The 15,244-nt window shown below is 60.8% G+C and carries 15 protein-coding genes; 2 read left to right on the top strand and 13 right to left on the bottom strand.

All coding sequences use genetic code 11. The annotated features are described in order from the left end of the window. Positions 1-7: 7 nt before the first annotated feature. The 8 genes from araD to O3S81_RS09905 are packed head-to-tail and all read right to left on the bottom strand — an operon-like array spanning position 8 to position 9,358. Positions 8-1,732 (bottom strand): L-arabinonate dehydratase, encoded by a 1,725-nt coding sequence (gene araD / locus O3S81_RS09940; RefSeq protein WP_269342786.1) that lies wholly within the window; start codon positions 1,730-1,732, stop codon positions 8-10. A gap of 37 nt (positions 1,733-1,769) precedes the next feature. Further along, a complete protein-coding gene (locus tag O3S81_RS09935) occupies positions 1,770-2,849 on the bottom strand; it encodes an ABC transporter ATP-binding protein (protein ID WP_269342785.1) in 1,080 nt (359 codons plus the stop codon). Between the two features lie 22 nt (positions 2,850-2,871). Next, positions 2,872-3,915, bottom strand: a complete 1,044-nt coding sequence (locus O3S81_RS09930; RefSeq protein ID WP_269342784.1) for a carbohydrate ABC transporter permease — start codon at positions 3,913-3,915, stop codon at positions 2,872-2,874. Beyond that, positions 3,908-4,876 (bottom strand): carbohydrate ABC transporter permease, encoded by a 969-nt coding sequence (locus tag O3S81_RS09925; protein ID WP_269342783.1) that lies wholly within the window; start codon positions 4,874-4,876, stop codon positions 3,908-3,910. Before O3S81_RS09925 ends, O3S81_RS09930 begins: the two co-directional genes overlap by 8 nt. A gap of 57 nt (positions 4,877-4,933) precedes the next feature. Then, positions 4,934-6,205 carry an ABC transporter substrate-binding protein gene (locus O3S81_RS09920; RefSeq protein WP_269342781.1) on the bottom strand — a complete coding sequence of 424 codons (1,272 nt, stop codon included), beginning with the start codon at positions 6,203-6,205 and terminating at the stop codon, positions 4,934-4,936. Positions 6,206-6,226: 21 nt separating this feature from the next. After that, entirely contained in the window at positions 6,227-7,300 is a 1,074-nt protein-coding gene (locus O3S81_RS09915) for a Gfo/Idh/MocA family protein (RefSeq protein WP_269342780.1), read from the bottom strand. Next, positions 7,297-8,313 carry a Gfo/Idh/MocA family protein gene (locus tag O3S81_RS09910; RefSeq protein WP_269342778.1) on the bottom strand — a complete coding sequence of 339 codons (1,017 nt, stop codon included), beginning with the start codon at positions 8,311-8,313 and terminating at the stop codon, positions 7,297-7,299. The genes O3S81_RS09915 and O3S81_RS09910 overlap by 4 nt, the downstream gene beginning before the upstream one ends. Further along, positions 8,306-9,358 carry a Gfo/Idh/MocA family protein gene (locus O3S81_RS09905; RefSeq protein ID WP_269342777.1) on the bottom strand — a complete coding sequence of 351 codons (1,053 nt, stop codon included), beginning with the start codon at positions 9,356-9,358 and terminating at the stop codon, positions 8,306-8,308. Before O3S81_RS09905 ends, O3S81_RS09910 begins: the two co-directional genes overlap by 8 nt. A 103-nt stretch (positions 9,359-9,461) precedes the next feature. On the opposite strand from O3S81_RS09905, the gene O3S81_RS09900 reads away from it, so the two are divergent. Next, positions 9,462-10,175: a GntR family transcriptional regulator gene (locus O3S81_RS09900; RefSeq protein WP_269342776.1), complete on the top strand. Its 714-nt coding sequence runs from the start codon at positions 9,462-9,464 to the stop codon at positions 10,173-10,175. A 32-nt stretch (positions 10,176-10,207) separates the two neighbouring features. Next, on the top strand, positions 10,208-11,128 hold the full coding sequence (locus O3S81_RS09895) for an SMP-30/gluconolactonase/LRE family protein (RefSeq protein WP_269342775.1): 921 nt from the start codon (positions 10,208-10,210) through the stop codon (positions 11,126-11,128). Between the two features lie 59 nt (positions 11,129-11,187). Here O3S81_RS09895 and O3S81_RS09890 read toward each other — a convergent pair whose 3' ends face one another. From O3S81_RS09890 to O3S81_RS09870, 5 genes are read right to left on the bottom strand one after another with little or no spacing between them, the layout of a single operon-like run. Further along, on the bottom strand, positions 11,188-12,096 hold the full coding sequence (locus O3S81_RS09890; protein WP_269342774.1) for a homocysteine S-methyltransferase family protein: 909 nt from the start codon (positions 12,094-12,096) through the stop codon (positions 11,188-11,190). 18 nt (positions 12,097-12,114) lie between these two features. After that, positions 12,115-12,804: an ABC transporter permease gene (locus tag O3S81_RS09885; protein ID WP_269342773.1), complete on the bottom strand. Its 690-nt coding sequence runs from the start codon at positions 12,802-12,804 to the stop codon at positions 12,115-12,117. 10 nt (positions 12,805-12,814) lie between these two features. Then, a complete protein-coding gene (locus O3S81_RS09880) occupies positions 12,815-13,537 on the bottom strand; it encodes an ABC transporter permease (RefSeq protein ID WP_269342772.1) in 723 nt (240 codons plus the stop codon). Positions 13,538-13,555: 18 nt separating this feature from the next. Next, entirely contained in the window at positions 13,556-14,329 is a 774-nt protein-coding gene (locus O3S81_RS09875; RefSeq protein WP_269342771.1) for a transporter substrate-binding domain-containing protein, read from the bottom strand. Positions 14,330-14,358: 29 nt separating this feature from the next. Further along, a complete protein-coding gene (locus O3S81_RS09870; RefSeq protein WP_269342770.1) occupies positions 14,359-15,138 on the bottom strand; it encodes an ABC transporter ATP-binding protein in 780 nt (259 codons plus the stop codon). Positions 15,139-15,244: the final 106 nt, after the last annotated feature.

The following is a 15,244-nucleotide window of genomic DNA, read 5'->3' as shown; positions in this document are numbered from 1 at the left end:
CACGTCCTTAGAAAATATCAGGCTCGCCGGCGGTGCGGCCGAAATCCGTCTGCAGGAAGTCGAAGTCACAGCCCTGATCGGCCTGGGTAACATGCTTGGAGAAAAGATAACCATAACCACGTTCATACCGCGGTGCCGGCGCCTGCCAGGCCGCCCGGCGACGGGCGATCTCCTCTTCACTGACCAGCATGTCGAGACGACGCTGCGGCAGGTCGAGGCGCACGATATCGCCGGTTTTCAGGAGCGCCAGCGGGCCGCCGACAAAGCTCTCCGGCGCGACATGCAGCACGCAGGCACCGTAGGACGTGCCGGACATGCGGGCATCGGAAATACGCACCATGTCACGGTGGCCCTTCTTGATCAGCGCCTTGGGGATCGGCAACATGCCCCACTCGGGAAAACCGGGGCCACCGAGCGGGCCGGCATTGCGCAGCACCAGAACATGATCCGGCGTGACATCGAGGTTCTCGTCGTCGATGGCTTTCTTCATCTCCGGATAGCTGTCGAAGACCAGCGCCGGGCCTTCGTGAACATGATATTTCGGATCGCAGGCGGCGGGCTTGATGACGGCGCCGTCAGGGCAGAGATTGCCGCGCAGCACCGCAAGCGAGCCTTCCGCATAGACGGGATTATCGAGCGAGCGGATAACGTCGTCGTTATAGACCTTCGCGCCTTCGAGATTTTCGCCCATGCTGCGGCCGGTCACGGTCAGCGCCGAACAGTCGAGACGGCTTTCCAGCTGCTTCATCAGCGCCCGCAGGCCACCGGCGTAAAAGAAGTCCTGCATCAGATAGTCCTTGCCGGAGGGGCGGACATTGGCGATGAGCGGCGTAACACGGCCAAGCTCGTCCAGCTCGTCCAGCGTCATCGGCACACCTGCGCGACGCGCCATGGCGATCAGGTGCACCACGGCATTGGTGGAACAACCCGTCGCCATCGCGACGATGGCGGCGTTGCGGAAAGCTGCCGCCGTCAGGATATGGTCCGGTGTCAGGTCTTCCGAAACCATCTCGACAATGCGGCGGCCACAGGCTGCGGACATGCGCTGATGTTCGGAATCGACCGCCGGAATTGAAGAGGCGCCGGGCAGCGTGATGCCAAGTGCGTCGGCAATGGCCGTCATGGTCGAGGCTGTGCCCATTGTCATACAGACACCGGCAGAGCGGGCGATGCCGCCCTGCACGCCACGCCATTCCTCGTCGGTGACATTGCCTGCGCGGCGCTCATCCCAATATTTCCAGGCGTCCGAACCCGAGCCCAGAACCTTGCCGGCATAATTTCCGCTCAGCATCGGGCCGGCGGGCAGATAGATCATCGGCACACCGGCTGAGATCGCACCCATGACGAGACCGGGTGTCGTCTTGTCGCAACCGCCCATCAGCACCACGCCGTCGAGCGGATGCGAGCGGATCATCTCCTCCGTCTCCATTGCCAGCATGTTGCGGTAAAGCATCGATGTCGGCTTGGTGAAGCTTTCGTCCACCGAGAGCGACGGCATTTCGACGGGGAAACCGCCGGCCTGCAGCACGCCACGTTTCACATCCTTCACCCGTTCGGGGAAATGCGAGTGACAGGTGTTCAGCTCCGACCAGGTGTTGAGGATACCGATGACGGGTTTGCCGACAAAATCCTCCTCCGCATAACCGAGCTGCATCATGCGCGAGCGGTGGCCGAAGCTGCGCAGGTCGTCGGGGGCGAACCAGCGGTCGGAACGGAGTTTTTTATCGGTCATGTCAATGGTCCTGCGTTGCGGGTTGCACCTAAGGCTGTCAGTCCTGCCGGAGCGTCAGCCCGCTCGTCGTATCGAAAAGATGAATGTGTTCCAGCGGTGCCGACAGGCGGATGACTTCGTCCGCCGATGTCGAGGTCTGGCCGGAAAGATGCAGCGTCACCCGGGTGCCATCCCCGAGAGTACCGTAGAGATAGGATTCTCCACCGAGTTGTTCGGCGGTGCGCACAGACATGGTCAATGCGCCTTCGCCACCCGCCTGCACATGGTTCGGGCGGATGCCGAGCGTCACCTTCTGACCGGGCTTGTAGGCAAAGCCGGTCTGCGGCAGGGGAATCAGTTCGCCCGTTGCGATCTTGAGCGACGGCGTTGCATCCGAAGTTACTTCGCCAGCAAAGAAGTTCATCTTCGGCGAACCGATAAAGCCCGCCACGAAGAGGTTGGCCGGGCGATTATAAAGATCGAGCGGCACACCGAACTGTTCGAGCTTGCCGGCGCGCAGAACGGCGATCTTGTCGGCCATGGTCATGGCCTCCACCTGATCGTGCGTAACATAGATCATGGTATTGCCGAGCCGCCGGTGCAGGCTGGAAATCTCGCCGCGCATATCGACGCGCAGCTCCGCATCGAGGTTGGAAAGCGGCTCGTCGAAAAGGAATACGCGCGGCTCGCGCACCACGGCACGGCCGATGGCGACGCGCTGACGCTGGCCACCCGACAGATCCTTCGGGCGACGCTCCAGAAGCTGGTCGATCTGCAGCATCTTGGCGACCTGGTTGATCTTCTCGGCTATATCCTTCTTGGGGGTGCCGATGTTTTCAAGCCCGAAAGAGAGGTTTTCGCGCACGGTCATATGCGGATAAAGCGCATAGGACTGGAACACCATGGCAAGGCCACGGTCCGCGGCCGGTACCGTGTTGACCACGTCGCCGCCGATGACGATATCGCCGCCGCTCAGTTCCTCGAGACCCGAGATCATGCGCAGCAAGGTTGACTTGCCGCAACCGGAAGGGCCGACGAAGACGCAGAATTCGCCGTGCTTGATATCGAGATCGACACCCTTGATCACGTCGAGGGCACCATATGTCTTTTTGACCTGACGAAGCTGAATACTTGCCATTGTCGTGTTTCCTCCCTGAGGATTATTTGCCGCCCGTCGATGCAATGCCGGTGGCGATGTATTTTTGCAGGAACATGAAAACCAGCGCGATCGGGGCGAGTGTCAGCACCGTCATGGCCAGAAGATTGCTCCATTCCGTCGTCATCTCCCCCTGGAAGGAGTTGAGCGCCAGCTGCAGGGTGAAGTTGTCGTTGCGGGTCAGCACGATCAGCGGCCAGAGGAAGTCGTTCCAGCGCCACATGATCGCAAGGATCGCCAGAACCGCGAGAGCCGGGGCCGACAGCGGCAGGATGATGCGCCAGTAGATCTTCCACTCGCTGGCCTTGTCCATGCGTGCCGCATCGAGGATTTCATCCGGGATCGTCAGCATATATTGCCTGAGCAGGAAGACGCCGGTCGGTGTCGCCGCACCCGGAATGATGACGCCCCAGAGACTGTTGATCATGCCGAGCTGGCTGGTGATGAGGAACAGCGGCACGAGCACGACGGTCTGCGGGATCATCAATGTGCCGACGACCAGCGCCAGCACCACGCCCCTGCCCTTGAACTGATATTTCGAGAGCGCGAAGGCCGCCATGGAATTGACGATCAGCATGATGAGGGTGGAGGTCACCGTGATGAAGGTCGAGTTACAGAAATAGAGCGGGAAATTGAAACGCTGGAAAAGCTCGGTGTAGTTTTCCGTCGCGAGCGCCACCTTTTCGGCCGGCTTCAGCTCGTTGAACGGTATCTTCAGCACTTCCGCCGGCTTGGCAGGGTCGACCACCTGGGCCACGAGGCCGATGCGGCGAACCATGCCGAGCTTGCGGCCATCCTTGTCGACATAAGCCGGCAGCGGCGCTGCCTGCCCATCCACCACCACGGTTTCCTGTGTGTAAGGCAGAAGGCGCGGCGGAAAGCGCTGGAGATCGGCTTCCGTCTTGAATGAGGAGAGCACGAGCCAGACGACGGGACCGAACATCATCAGCACGGCCACGCCGAGATAGGCGTAGGACAACCAGTCAGTCCAGTGCAGCTTGCCGTTGCGGCCGCGGGTACGGGTCAGAAATGCGCCAATCCTAGCCATCGACCTTGCTCCTGTTTGCCCGGAATTGCAGGGCGGTCAGCACCACGAGCACCACGGCGAGCAGCAGCGAAGCGGCAGCCGCAAGGCCGAAATTGCGGGGCGTCCCGGCAAAGCCGGTCTGATAGATGAACTGAATGATGAAGGTGGTCGCCGAACCCGGGCCGCCACCCGTGAAGGCAAAGACTTCATCGAAGGTCTGCACGCCCTTGATGAGCGACAGGACGAGAACGACGAGCATGGTGGGTGCGAGCAACGGCAGGGTGATGCGCCGGAAGATGCGCCACGGGCTTGCCTTGTCGAGCTGCGCCGCCTCGTAGACATCACGCGGGATCGCCTGCAGGCCGGCCAGAAGAATGAGCGTGTAGAAGCCCATATGCGCCCAGACCGACAGGAAGACCGACCAGCCGAAGGCAAGATTGGCTTCGAGCAGCCAGTCCACCGAACCGAGGCCGAGCCCCTCCATCGCCGCATTGAGAACGCCGAAACGCTGGAGGATCCACTTCCAGATCAGCGCAACAACGACGGGCGACAGCAGAACCGGGAAGAAGAACACCGCGCGGAAGAAACCCCGGGCCCGGATATCGCGGTTGAGGACGATGGCCGTGATCAGCGAAAAACCGACCATGAAACCCACCTGCAGCACGACGAAGAACAGCGTGTTCCAGACGGAGCGCCAGAACAGGTCGCGCTGACAGGAATTGGGGTCAAGGTAATTCTGACAGGAGAGAAGGACCGAAAAGTTTTCGCCGCCCACCGAAGGGCGTTCCGAAAGCAATATGTGTTCGCTGCCGGTCACGGAATAGGCCATGTTCAGCACGATCGGCAGAAAGGCGAAGACCGCAAACAGGATCAGGTTGGGTGTCAGAAACGCCCAGGCGATCCGCCGGTGGCCGAGAACCTTCTGCAGGAAGGCAAAGGGCAATTCGACAATGCCCATGACGGGCGCAAGAAATTTATACATGAGGGTCCTCCTTCGATCCGGCGCGGCGCGGCATGCGCCGCGCCGGAAGGCGATGGATCACTTCGCCTGTTTCAACGCTTCCTCGAGGTCCGTCTTCGCACGGGCCATGGCTTCATCAACGGTGCTTTCACCGACGATGGCCTGGGTGATGCGCTGGACGGAGATGTTGAACATGGCGCGGTTGTTCTTGTAGCCCTGATAGGTATAGGCAATCGGGCTAAGGCTGGGGATCTGATCGAGCCAGGCATTCATGGCCTTCTGCGTCGCAGGCGTTGCACCCGTATAGGTCACGCCCTTTTCAGCCACGGCCTTGTGAGCCGGAACGTTGCGGGTGCGAACCGAGAAGTCGAGATAATTCTCATCCTGAGCGAGGAAGTTGAGGATATCGGCAACGATCTTCGGGTTCTTGGTCTGCTTGAAGCCAACGACGCCGGTACCGCCCGGCATGCCGGTGCAGGCAGCGCCACCGCAGGGCTGCGGAACGACTTCCCAGTCGAAGGCATCGCCCACCTGGCTGTCGAAGCGTGCAGTCTGCCAGCTGCCGGAATAATAATAGACCAGCTGGCCATTGATGAATTCCTGCGCGGCATCACGATAGGTATTGCCGCCCTGCCCGGCCCAGACGTCACGCGCCATGGTGCCGTCCTTGTTCCACTCCACGAACTTCTTCACGAAGGTGGTGAAACCTTCATCGACGAGGATCGGCTTTCCATCCGCGTCGAAAATCTTCGCGCCATAGGAGATGGCCGGACCGGCAATGCGGTGGCCGGAACGGTCGATTGCCATCGGATAGGGCGTGCCGGTTGCCTTGGCGACGGCATTTGCGGCCTTTGCCCAATCGTCCAGCGTCGCATCCCTGCCGGGAACGGCCACATTGGCCTGATCGAACAGGGTGCGGTTGATGAAGGCACCGGTGATGGTGAGCTGGGTATGCATGCCGTAGATGCCCTTGTCGTCAGGGCCGCTGCGGTACCATTTCAGCACGTTGGAGAAATTGTCTTCCCAATATTTCGCGTCCACATAGGGCGTGAGATCGAGATAATAGCGATTGAGACCGCCAAGGTCGGTCACGGTTGCGAAATCCGGGCCGCTGCCGCCGGCGAGCTGGACGGGCAGGCCTTCCAGCAGCGCCTTGTAAGGCACGACGTCGGTGACGATCTTCACGTCCGGATGCTGTTTTTCGTAACGCGCGAGAATGTCCTTGAGGATCTCGCAGCCATTACCGTCATAAGCGCAGGTGAAGCGCACTTCCTGGGCCGCCTGAGCAGCGCCTGCAAAGGACGCCGCGCCAATGGCGAGCGCCAATGCCATGCTATATTTACCGATCATCTCTTTTCCTCCCTTAGATGATTATGCGTTAGCGGATGCGCGCGGAGCCCAGCCCTTGATCCACTCGCCTTCGGCGGCGTCGGACAGGCGAACCGGCTTTCCTTCCCGCACCGAGCGATAGATGGCGGTGACGAGTTCGATGGACTGCAAGCCGTCCTTGACCGTCACTTCCTTGCCGCCGCGTCCTTCCATCGCGTCGGCAATGGCTTCGACAAAACCGGCAAAGCCGTTTTCGCCATCGGCCACCGTTGCCAGAACGGCGTCGATCTGGTCCTGCGTCGTCGGTGCACGGGCGATGAAACGCCATGTGTCTTCCGCCGGGCGATAGGGCAGCGTACCGCTTTCGGCGGTGAACCCTTCAAAGCAGAAGCGCAGGCGCGACGTATCTTCGGCCGCACCAAGCGTGACCGAACTCGTTGCCAGCGCACCGCTTTTCATGCGGAAGCTAAGGGCTGCGCAGTCCTCGGTTTCGATCGTGTTGACGCGCGTGTCGGCCATGGCGAAAACTTCATCGACCGGGCCGAGAATGTGGCAGAGAAGATCATGGGCGTGGATGGCGTGGCCAAGGATCGCGCCGCCGCACTCGCCCTTCCACGTACCTCGCCACGGAATGTCGTAATAGCTGGCGCCACGGTTCCAATGAACTTCCGAGCTTGCGACAAAGGCCTTGCCCGCAAGACCGGCATCGATGAGCGCACGCAGCTGCCGCATTGCGTGTCCGAAACGGTACTGGAAGACCGGAAACACGCCACGGCCGGTCTTCTTGACGGATTCGATCAGTGCATTTGCCTCTTCCAGCGAGCGAACGAGCGGCTTTTCGCAGACCACGTCCTTGCCCGCCGCATGCGCCTTCAGCGTCACCGGGAAATGCAGGTGCGGCGGCAGGCAGACGTCGATGAGCTGGATGTTCTCATCTGCCAGAACCTCGTCAAGATCGGTGGTCAGGCGGATCGACGTGTCGTCGCCTGCCACGGCGCGGGCACGTTCCAGATCGAGATCGCAGATCGCCTTGACGACGAAGCGCTTCGGCAGGGCGCGATAACCGCTCAGATGCTGGGCGCCGATGCCGGCGCCAATGATGGCAACACCGATCATTTCGAAGCTCCCTCGGCCTTGGCCTGTGCCTGCAGCGACAGATCGCAGACCTTGAAGACGTGTTCCTGCGTCATCGCCGTTTCCGTACGGTTGCGGATATCGTCGCAGATACGGGCGAAATAGGGCAGGCCCGCATCGGAAGCGTCGATGTACTCGCAGCGATCGCCGTTCACGAGAACGAGGCGGTCCGTGCCTTCGGTGTTGCCGACGTCGACATATTTACGCAGTTCGATGTAACCCTCGGTGCCGAGGATGGTCAGGCGGCCGTCACCCCAGGTCGGCAGCGCATCCGGCGTATACCAGTCGACGCGAATATAACCGTGACCCTTGTCGCCGCGCAGCACGACTTCGCCGAAATCCTGCAGGCCCGGATCGCCGGGGTTGGCGTAATTTGCAACGGTGGCGGCCACGATCTCCACTTCGGTCGAGCCGGTGAAGAACATGAACTGGTCGATCTGGTGGCTGGCGATATCGGTGATGATGCCACCGTAAGCTTCGCGCTCGAAGAACCACTTCGGACGGATCTGGCGGTTCAGACGATGCGGGCCGAGGCCAACGGTCTGGATGACGCGGCCGATGGCGCCCTGTGCGACGAGTTCAGCCGCCTTGGTCACGCTTGGAACTTCAAAGCGTTCGGAGAAATCGACGGTCCAGATACGCTTGGTCTTCGCCACGGTCTGGCGAAGGCGATCGAGCTGTTCGAAGGTGGTGCAGCCAGGCTTGTCCGACATGACGTCCTTGCCGGCTTCCATGGCGGCAATCGCGAGATCGGCGCGCTTGGACGGAATATCGGCGATCACCACGAGATCGACGGTGCCATCGGCCAGCAGAGCCTCCTTCGATGCCGCACGCGGCACATTCGGAAAGCGCTTGACGAAGCCTTCCACGACATCCGGTTCGCCTTCGGTCCACCAGCCAGCGAATTCCGCGCCGGCGTCCAGCAGGTTCTGGGCCATGCCAAAAATGTGCCGGTGCTCTATGCCAAGAGCGACGAACTTGATTGCTTTAGTCATCCTGCAGTTCCACTTCCTTGCCGGTGTCGGCCGAGTTGATGATCGCGTCGATCAATCTGTGAGACAAAAGAGCCGCTTCACCGGTGACGACCGGCGGGCGTCCTGAAGAGATGGCGTCTGCGAAATCCTCGAAGACGCCCTGATGCCATTCATGCGTGAAAGCCATGGGGTCAGCGCCACCGCCCGTGCCGGAGGCCGCGCCGCCGAAGGTCTCGTGCCGGCCATCGCGCCAGTCGACATGCAACAGGCCCGAGGCGAGCCGCAGGCTGCCATTGTCGAAGTGGAGCAGGATCGATTCCGCCGCACCGGGAAAACTTGCCGTGCTCGCCACCAGCGAACCGACGGCGCCATTTTTGAAGCGCAGGCCGGCCGCGACATAATCTTCGGTTTCCATGCGATGGAAACGCGTTGTCGCCGCCATGGCCTGAACCCGCGAGACCGGTCCCGTGAGGCTTAATGCCAGATCGATCGTATGGATTGCCTGGGAGATCAGAACACCGCCGCCATCACGCGCCAGGGTGCCGCGGCCGGGTTCATCATAATAGGATTGGGCGCGCCACCATGGCACGGAAATTTCGCAGAGACCGAGCGCTCCGAGCGTACCGCTGTCGACCAGTTCACGGGCCTTTTGCGATGCAGCCCGCATACGGTGCTGGAAGATGATGCCGAGCGTAACGCCCGCCTCGCGACAGAGGGCGACGAGACCATCGGCTTCCTCAGTGTTACGGGCGACGGGCTTTTCCATCAGAATGTGTTTGCCGGCTTTCGCAAGCTGTCCGACGATATCGATGCGGGCATTCGGCGGCGTCGCGATGATGGCGAAATCGACATCCGCATCGCGCGCGGCGTCCTCGACCGAGGAATAAACCGCAACTTCATATCCGGCGTGTTTCGACGCTTCGGCGGCCAGTGCTCTTGCGCGGCCGGAACCGCCATCGACGATGCCCTTCAGACGAATTTTTTCCGGACTTGCCGCACAGGCGAGCACATGCGTCTTCGCCACCATTCCGGCACCAACGATGACGCAGGTCTTGATATTTTGCATTTCGGGAGCCTCCTTCCCAATGCGCGATCAATTGCATACCGGTATGCCGGTTGTCAACAGACTTGTGTTCCGGTATACCGGTTATGAAAACGCTGGAGGGTATATGCCGAAAATTCCCGTGACAGGCGGCACCGTGCCGACGATGGAGAGACTGGACCTCAACCGTCCGGTCGTCGACCAAATCTATTCCGCGCTGAAATCCGCCATCCTTTCGCGGGAGCTTTTCCCCGGTCAGGCGGTCTCGGAAAACGAGATCGGGCAATCCTTCAGTTCCAGCCGCACCCCGGTGCGCGAAGCGCTGAGCCGGCTGAGAGATGACGGCCTGATCGTAACCCTGCCAAGCCGTGGCACCTATGTTTCGAAATTATCGGAAAAGCACATCCGCAGCGCGCAGTTCATCCGCGAGGCGCTGGAGGTGGCCGCCGTCTGCAGGCTGTGCCAGATCGGCATTACGCCGGAAGCCGAACAGGAGATCGAACATGCCCTGAGCGGCCAGCGCGCGGCCATGCGCAGGGGAGACCGAAAGGCCTTCCGTGTGCATGACGACCAGTTCCACAGCGCGCTTGCGGCTGCGACGGGGCTGGAAAGACTGGAGACCCTGCTGATCCGCGAAAAGGCCGGACTGGACCGCCTGCGTGCGCTCGCCATCACCGACGAAGCACATATGGCACGGCTGCTTTCCGAACATGAGGCGGTTTACGAGGCGATCAAGGCCGGGGACGAAACCCTTGCGGCCGAAGAATTGCGCAAACATCTGAGGCGCGTCCTCGGCATTCTGTCGCAGGTCTTCGAGAACCATCAGGATTATTTCGAATAGGCTGCGGCATCATTTTCAACGGTTCGAGCATCATGAATACGGCAAATCCCGGACAAGCGCTTGCCATGTCGCAAGCAAAACTTCTGTGCGACACCATGAGCACGCTGGCGGAATCCCCTGTTTGGGACGAGCGCCGACAGGTGCTTTTCTGGTGCGATATCCTGGGCAAGACGGTGCGCTCCGCTGCGCTCGCGCCCGGCCAATATCGCGAATGGTCATTTCCCCACACCGTGTCGAGCCTCGGGCTTTGTAAAAACGGCGATCTCGTCGTCGCCTGCGGCATGGATATCGTCACCCTCGATCCGGAGAGCGGCAAGACGCGTGTTCTCCATTCCATACCGGCCCCGGAGGGTATTCCGTGCCGGTTGAATGACGGGCGCGTAGGCCCCGACGGCGCTTTCTGGGTGGGGACGATGCATAATGTGCCGCTCTCGGACATGCAGCCTTATGGCGAACTCTGGCGGGTAACGGAAAAGAGCGCCGAGCGTGTGCAGACCGGGCTGACTTGTCCGAACGGGCTGGCCTTCTCCCTCGACGGGTCCATCATGTGGCAGAGCGATTCCGTCCAGAAATGGATACGCCGGCGCAAATTCGACAGCAGGAACGGCAGTTTCGATGAGGGCGTGCTGGTGGCGGAGATGACGGAAGAGACAGGAAGGCCCGATGGCGGCTGTCTCGACAGCAACGGCACCTATTACAGTGCGGGCGTTTCCGCCGGTCTGTTGAACGTTTTCACGCCAGACGGCAAGCAGACGGACGCGATCGCGGCGCCTGTTCCGCACCCGACCATGCCCTGCTTCGGAGGGCCCGATTTCACGACCCTTTTCCTGACGTCACACCGTCACAATATGTCCGAAGACCGGCTCAAACAGGTTCCATTTTCGGGCGGCGTGTGGGCAATCCCCACGGACACACAGGGCTTCGCCGCCTTCCGCTTCGGCGAGGCGGCGTAACGCCAAAAAAGCAGCGGCGGACACATGCCCGCCGCGAACTCCAATGGTTACTGGGGTCCTCAGCGCGCCCGAAGTGCGCCGGCCACCTTGTGAATATGCGCCGCGCCGATGCCGCAGCAGCCGCCGATCATGGTTGCGCCGGCATCCGCCCAGGCGCAGGCAAAACGCGAATAGACATCGTCCGTCAGATCCGCACGCGTGCCATGCAGTCCCTCATTGGCGGCGGAATCGCCCTGTTCTCCCTCAAAGGCATTGGCATAAACGCCGATCTCGATGGATACGCCCTTTTTCCTGAAGACGGCGGACGCCGTCTCCACTGCGGCCTTCATCACCTCCGGCTTGCTGCAGTTGAAAAGAAGCGCTGCCGCTCCCGAGCCCGCGGCCCATTCGGCAGCGGCGCGTACGGTTTCGCCGGACCTGAGTTTCGGTTCACCGCCTTTCACCTGCTCCGGTTCATCATCCAGCGTGAAGGAAACCCAGAACGGTTTGCCCGTTTCCGCGACAGCCTGGCGCACGGCCTCCCCTTCGGCGATGAGGCTCAGCGTCTCACCAAGCCAGACATCGACATAAGAACCGAGATTGTCGACCAGAACCTTCAGATAATCCTGAACGCGGGACGGATCAAAATTCTGCGGCTCGTAGGAGCCAAAAATCGGCGGCAATGAGCCGGCCACGGTGATCCTGCGGCCCGCTGCATCGGCAGCCTCGCGCGCAAGCCGGCCGGAGAGCGCGATCAGCGATGCGCCTTCCTTCCGGAAGCGTTCTTCGCCGATGTGAAACGGTACGAGCGCGTAGGAATTGGTCGTGACGACATCGGCGCCGGCTTCGATGAATTCCGCATGCACCTGCCGGACTATTTCCGGGGCGTTGATGAGCGCCAGCGCCGACCATTCCGGCTGCTTCAGCTCCGCACCGAGCCGCTGCAATTCGCGGCTCATGCCGCCATCCAGAATACGAATATCGCTCATGGGAAACTCCTTGGTAAGCTATCTGCGCACCGGCACCTGCGCTTCGATGAAACCGAAGCAGCGGGCAATGATGGCGGTGAGGATGAGGTAAAAAACAGTGACGACGAACAGCGGTTCATAGACCAGCAGCGTATCCTGCCGCACCTTATAGGCGACGGCATAAAGATCCATAACGGTAACGGTGAAGGCAAGCGGCGTGGCTTTCAGCTGCATCACCACTTCGCCGGCAATCGTCGGCAGCGCCGTACGGATCGCACGCGGTAGCCATATGCGCCGGGCAAGGGTGAAGCGGCCCATGCCGAAGGCTTTTCCCGCTTCCAGTTCGCCTTTCGGCACACCGAGCAGCGCGCCGCGCAGCACCTCGGCTTCATAGGCGGCATAATTCAAGGTGAAGCTGACAGCGGCAAAGAAAAAACCTTCGCGCAGCACCGGCCACAGGAAGCTCTGCCGCAAGCCGGGCACCATCGGCAACAGCGAGCCGACGCCATAATAAAGCAGCCAGAGCTGGATGAGCAGCGGCGTGCCCCGGAAGAAGGTGCAATAAGCCCGCGCCAGCGCCCGGGTCATCCGGCCGCCGCTGACCTGCGCGAAAGCAAGGCCGATCGCCAGAATGAAACCGAGGCTGACGGAGATCACCAGCAGGGCCACGGTCTGCCACGCGCCCGTCAGCAGAAGCGGCCAGTATTTTTCGATCCAGGAGAAATTCATCGCCCCACCCTCACGCCAGAACCGGCTGGCCACGGCGGACACGCCGCTCGATCAGCCTGAAGACGCCATTGGAAACGAGCGTGATCGCCAGATACAACAGGGCGGCCGCCATGAAGAACAGAAAATACTGCTTTGTGCTGGCGCCGGCGAGACGGGTTGCGAGCGCCAGTTCCTGATATCCGACAACGGCGACCAGCGCGCTATCCTTGGTCACCGCAAGCCAGAGGTTGGAAAGACCCGGCAGGGCGTTCGGCAAAAGCGCAGGCAGAACGACACGACGAAACCTCAACAACGGCGACATGCCGAAGGCCCGCGCCGCTTCGACCTGGCCGTTCGGTATCGCCAGTATCGCGCCGCGCAGCACTTCCGTCATGTATGCGCCCTGCACGAAGCCGAGCACCGCGACGGCGGCGACGAAACCGTTGACTTCCAGCGGCGGCAGGCCCGCCATCACAAGCAAACGGTTGAGGCCGTCGGTTCCGGCATAATAGAGCCCGACAATCAGGATCAATTCCGGGATGGACCGGATCAGCGTCGTGTAAAGATTGAGGATGAAACCGAGCGGCCGGTTGTTCGAGAGCTTGCCCAGGGCGCCCGCCATGCCGATGACGATACCGATGACATAAGCCCCGGCGGAAATGGCAAGCGTCGAGAGCGCTCCAGTCAGCAGCGTGCCGCCCCATCCCGGAGGATAGGGAGACAAAAGCTGCACCATGTTTTCGAAACTTGCCATTTGCGGGATCTGTCGAGCTTACTTCGCGCCGTAGATATCGAAGCTGAAGTATTTCTTCGTGATCTCGTCATATTTGCCGCTGGCGCGGACGGCAGCGAGGGCGGCATTCAGCTTCTGCTTCAGTTCCGCGTCGTCCTTGCGAATGCCACCGGAAACGCCAAGGCCGAGGATTTCCGGATCGTCGGCGACATTGCCCGCATCTGCACAGCAATCCTTGCCGGCATCGCTTTTCAGGAATGCATCGAGAACGAGCGAGTCGCCGAACACATAGTCGATACGGCCGGCCGCCAGATCCTGGAAAGCCTCGTCCAGCGTCTGGTAGGTCTTCTCGTCGGCCGCATCCTTGAAATATTTCGCGTAGTAGGCGGACTGGATGGTGGCGACCTGAATGCCGATGGTCTTGCCCTTCACGTCCTCGGCCGTCGCGCCCGGCTTTCCGTCCTTGGCGCCGATCAGCTTGCTCGGCGTGTTGTAATATTTGTCGGTGAAGTCGATGACCGCCTGGCGTTCTTGCGTGTTGGACATGGAAGACCAGATCACGTCGAACTTCTTGGTTTCCAGCGCCGGGATAAGCCCATCCCAGGAAAGCGCGACGATGGAGCATTTCTCCTTCATTTCGGCGCAGACGGCATCCATCAGGTCGATTTCCCAGCCATGCCACTTGCCGCTGGCGTCCTGCGCGAAAAAGGGTGGATAGCTCTCATTCATGACACCGAAGCGGACTTCGGCGCTGGCGGAAAAAGCGAATAGTGCAAAAGCCGTTCCGGCCAGCAACGAGGCGACGAATTTCATTTCATTCTCCTGTGACGAAAGACGTAAAATCAATTGATGAGTGTGCCGGTGAATTCCCGGCACCTGGCGCTGAAGGGATTGCCGAATATCTGTTCCGGCGGGCCTTCTTCCTCGACGCGGCCCTGATGCAGAAACATGACGTGGCTCGATACATCGCGTGCAAAGCGCATCTCATGGGTGACCAGAAGCATGGTGCGGCCCTCGTCTGCGAGATCGCGGATGACCTTCAGCACCTCTCCCACCAGTTCCGGGTCCAGCGCCGAGGTGGGCTCGTCGAACAGCATCACGGCGGGCTCGACACAGAGCGCGCGGGCAATCGCGGCCCGCTGCTGCTGCCCGCCGGAAAGAAAGGCCGGATAGGCATCCTTTTTCGCGTAAAGACCGACCTTGTGCAGCAGCGCTTCAGCCTTTTCGACAGCCTCCGCCCGCTTTACGCCCATGACATGCACCGATGCCTCGATGATGTTTTCGAGCACGGTGCGGTGCGCCCACAAATTGAAATTCTGGAAAACCATACCGAGGCCGGTGCGGAGACGCTCCACCTGCCGCCAGCTCTGCGGCACGGCCTTGCCATGCCGGTCCCGTTTCATGGCCACTTCCTCGCCATTCACGATCACCCTGCCCCGGTCCGGGATTTCAAGGAAGTTGATGCAACGCAAAAACGTGCTCTTGCCGGAACCGGAAGAACCGATGATGGAAATGACGTCACCCTTGTGGGCGGTGAGCGAGATGCCTTTGAGGACTTCATGTGTGCCGAAACCCTTGTGGATATCATCCACGGCAAGGGCGCAGGGGGCTTCAGCGGTCATTTAAACGGTCCTGACTCGGTCAATAGGCTGCGAATGTGTACCAAAGCGTACATTTTCTGACGCGGAAATAACCGCTCTATTGCACGATCAAAAGGAAAAAACATTC

It is taken from the genome of Agrobacterium sp. SOY23 (genome assembly GCF_027212525.1).
Lineage (GTDB): Bacteria > Pseudomonadota > Alphaproteobacteria > Rhizobiales > Rhizobiaceae > Agrobacterium > Agrobacterium tumefaciens_I.
The sequence above is the reverse complement of the archived record's forward strand: the minus strand, read 5'-3'. Positions and strand labels throughout refer to the sequence as shown.

Coding starts and splice junctions, on each gene's coding strand:
- araD (WP_269342786.1), bottom strand. CDS start 1,732: ATGACCGATAAAAAACTCCGTTCCGACCGCTGGTTCGCCCCCGACGAC.
- O3S81_RS09935 (WP_269342785.1), bottom strand. CDS start 2,849: ATGGCAAGTATTCAGCTTCGTCAGGTCAAAAAGACATATGGTGCCCTC.
- O3S81_RS09930 (WP_269342784.1), bottom strand. CDS start 3,915: ATGGCTAGGATTGGCGCATTTCTGACCCGTACCCGCGGCCGCAACGGC.
- O3S81_RS09925 (WP_269342783.1), bottom strand. CDS start 4,876: ATGTATAAATTTCTTGCGCCCGTCATGGGCATTGTCGAATTGCCCTTT.
- O3S81_RS09920 (WP_269342781.1), bottom strand. CDS start 6,205: ATGATCGGTAAATATAGCATGGCATTGGCGCTCGCCATTGGCGCGGCG.
- O3S81_RS09915 (WP_269342780.1), bottom strand. CDS start 7,300: ATGATCGGTGTTGCCATCATTGGCGCCGGCATCGGCGCCCAGCATCTG.
- O3S81_RS09910 (WP_269342778.1), bottom strand. CDS start 8,313: ATGACTAAAGCAATCAAGTTCGTCGCTCTTGGCATAGAGCACCGGCAC.
- O3S81_RS09905 (WP_269342777.1), bottom strand. CDS start 9,358: ATGCAAAATATCAAGACCTGCGTCATCGTTGGTGCCGGAATGGTGGCG.
- O3S81_RS09900 (WP_269342776.1), top strand. CDS start 9,462: ATGCCGAAAATTCCCGTGACAGGCGGCACCGTGCCGACGATGGAGAGA.
- O3S81_RS09895 (WP_269342775.1), top strand. CDS start 10,208: ATGAATACGGCAAATCCCGGACAAGCGCTTGCCATGTCGCAAGCAAAA.
- O3S81_RS09890 (WP_269342774.1), bottom strand. CDS start 12,096: ATGAGCGATATTCGTATTCTGGATGGCGGCATGAGCCGCGAATTGCAG.
- O3S81_RS09885 (WP_269342773.1), bottom strand. CDS start 12,804: ATGAATTTCTCCTGGATCGAAAAATACTGGCCGCTTCTGCTGACGGGC.
- O3S81_RS09880 (WP_269342772.1), bottom strand. CDS start 13,537: ATGGCAAGTTTCGAAAACATGGTGCAGCTTTTGTCTCCCTATCCTCCG.
- O3S81_RS09875 (WP_269342771.1), bottom strand. CDS start 14,329: ATGAAATTCGTCGCCTCGTTGCTGGCCGGAACGGCTTTTGCACTATTC.
- O3S81_RS09870 (WP_269342770.1), bottom strand. CDS start 15,138: ATGACCGCTGAAGCCCCCTGCGCCCTTGCCGTGGATGATATCCACAAG.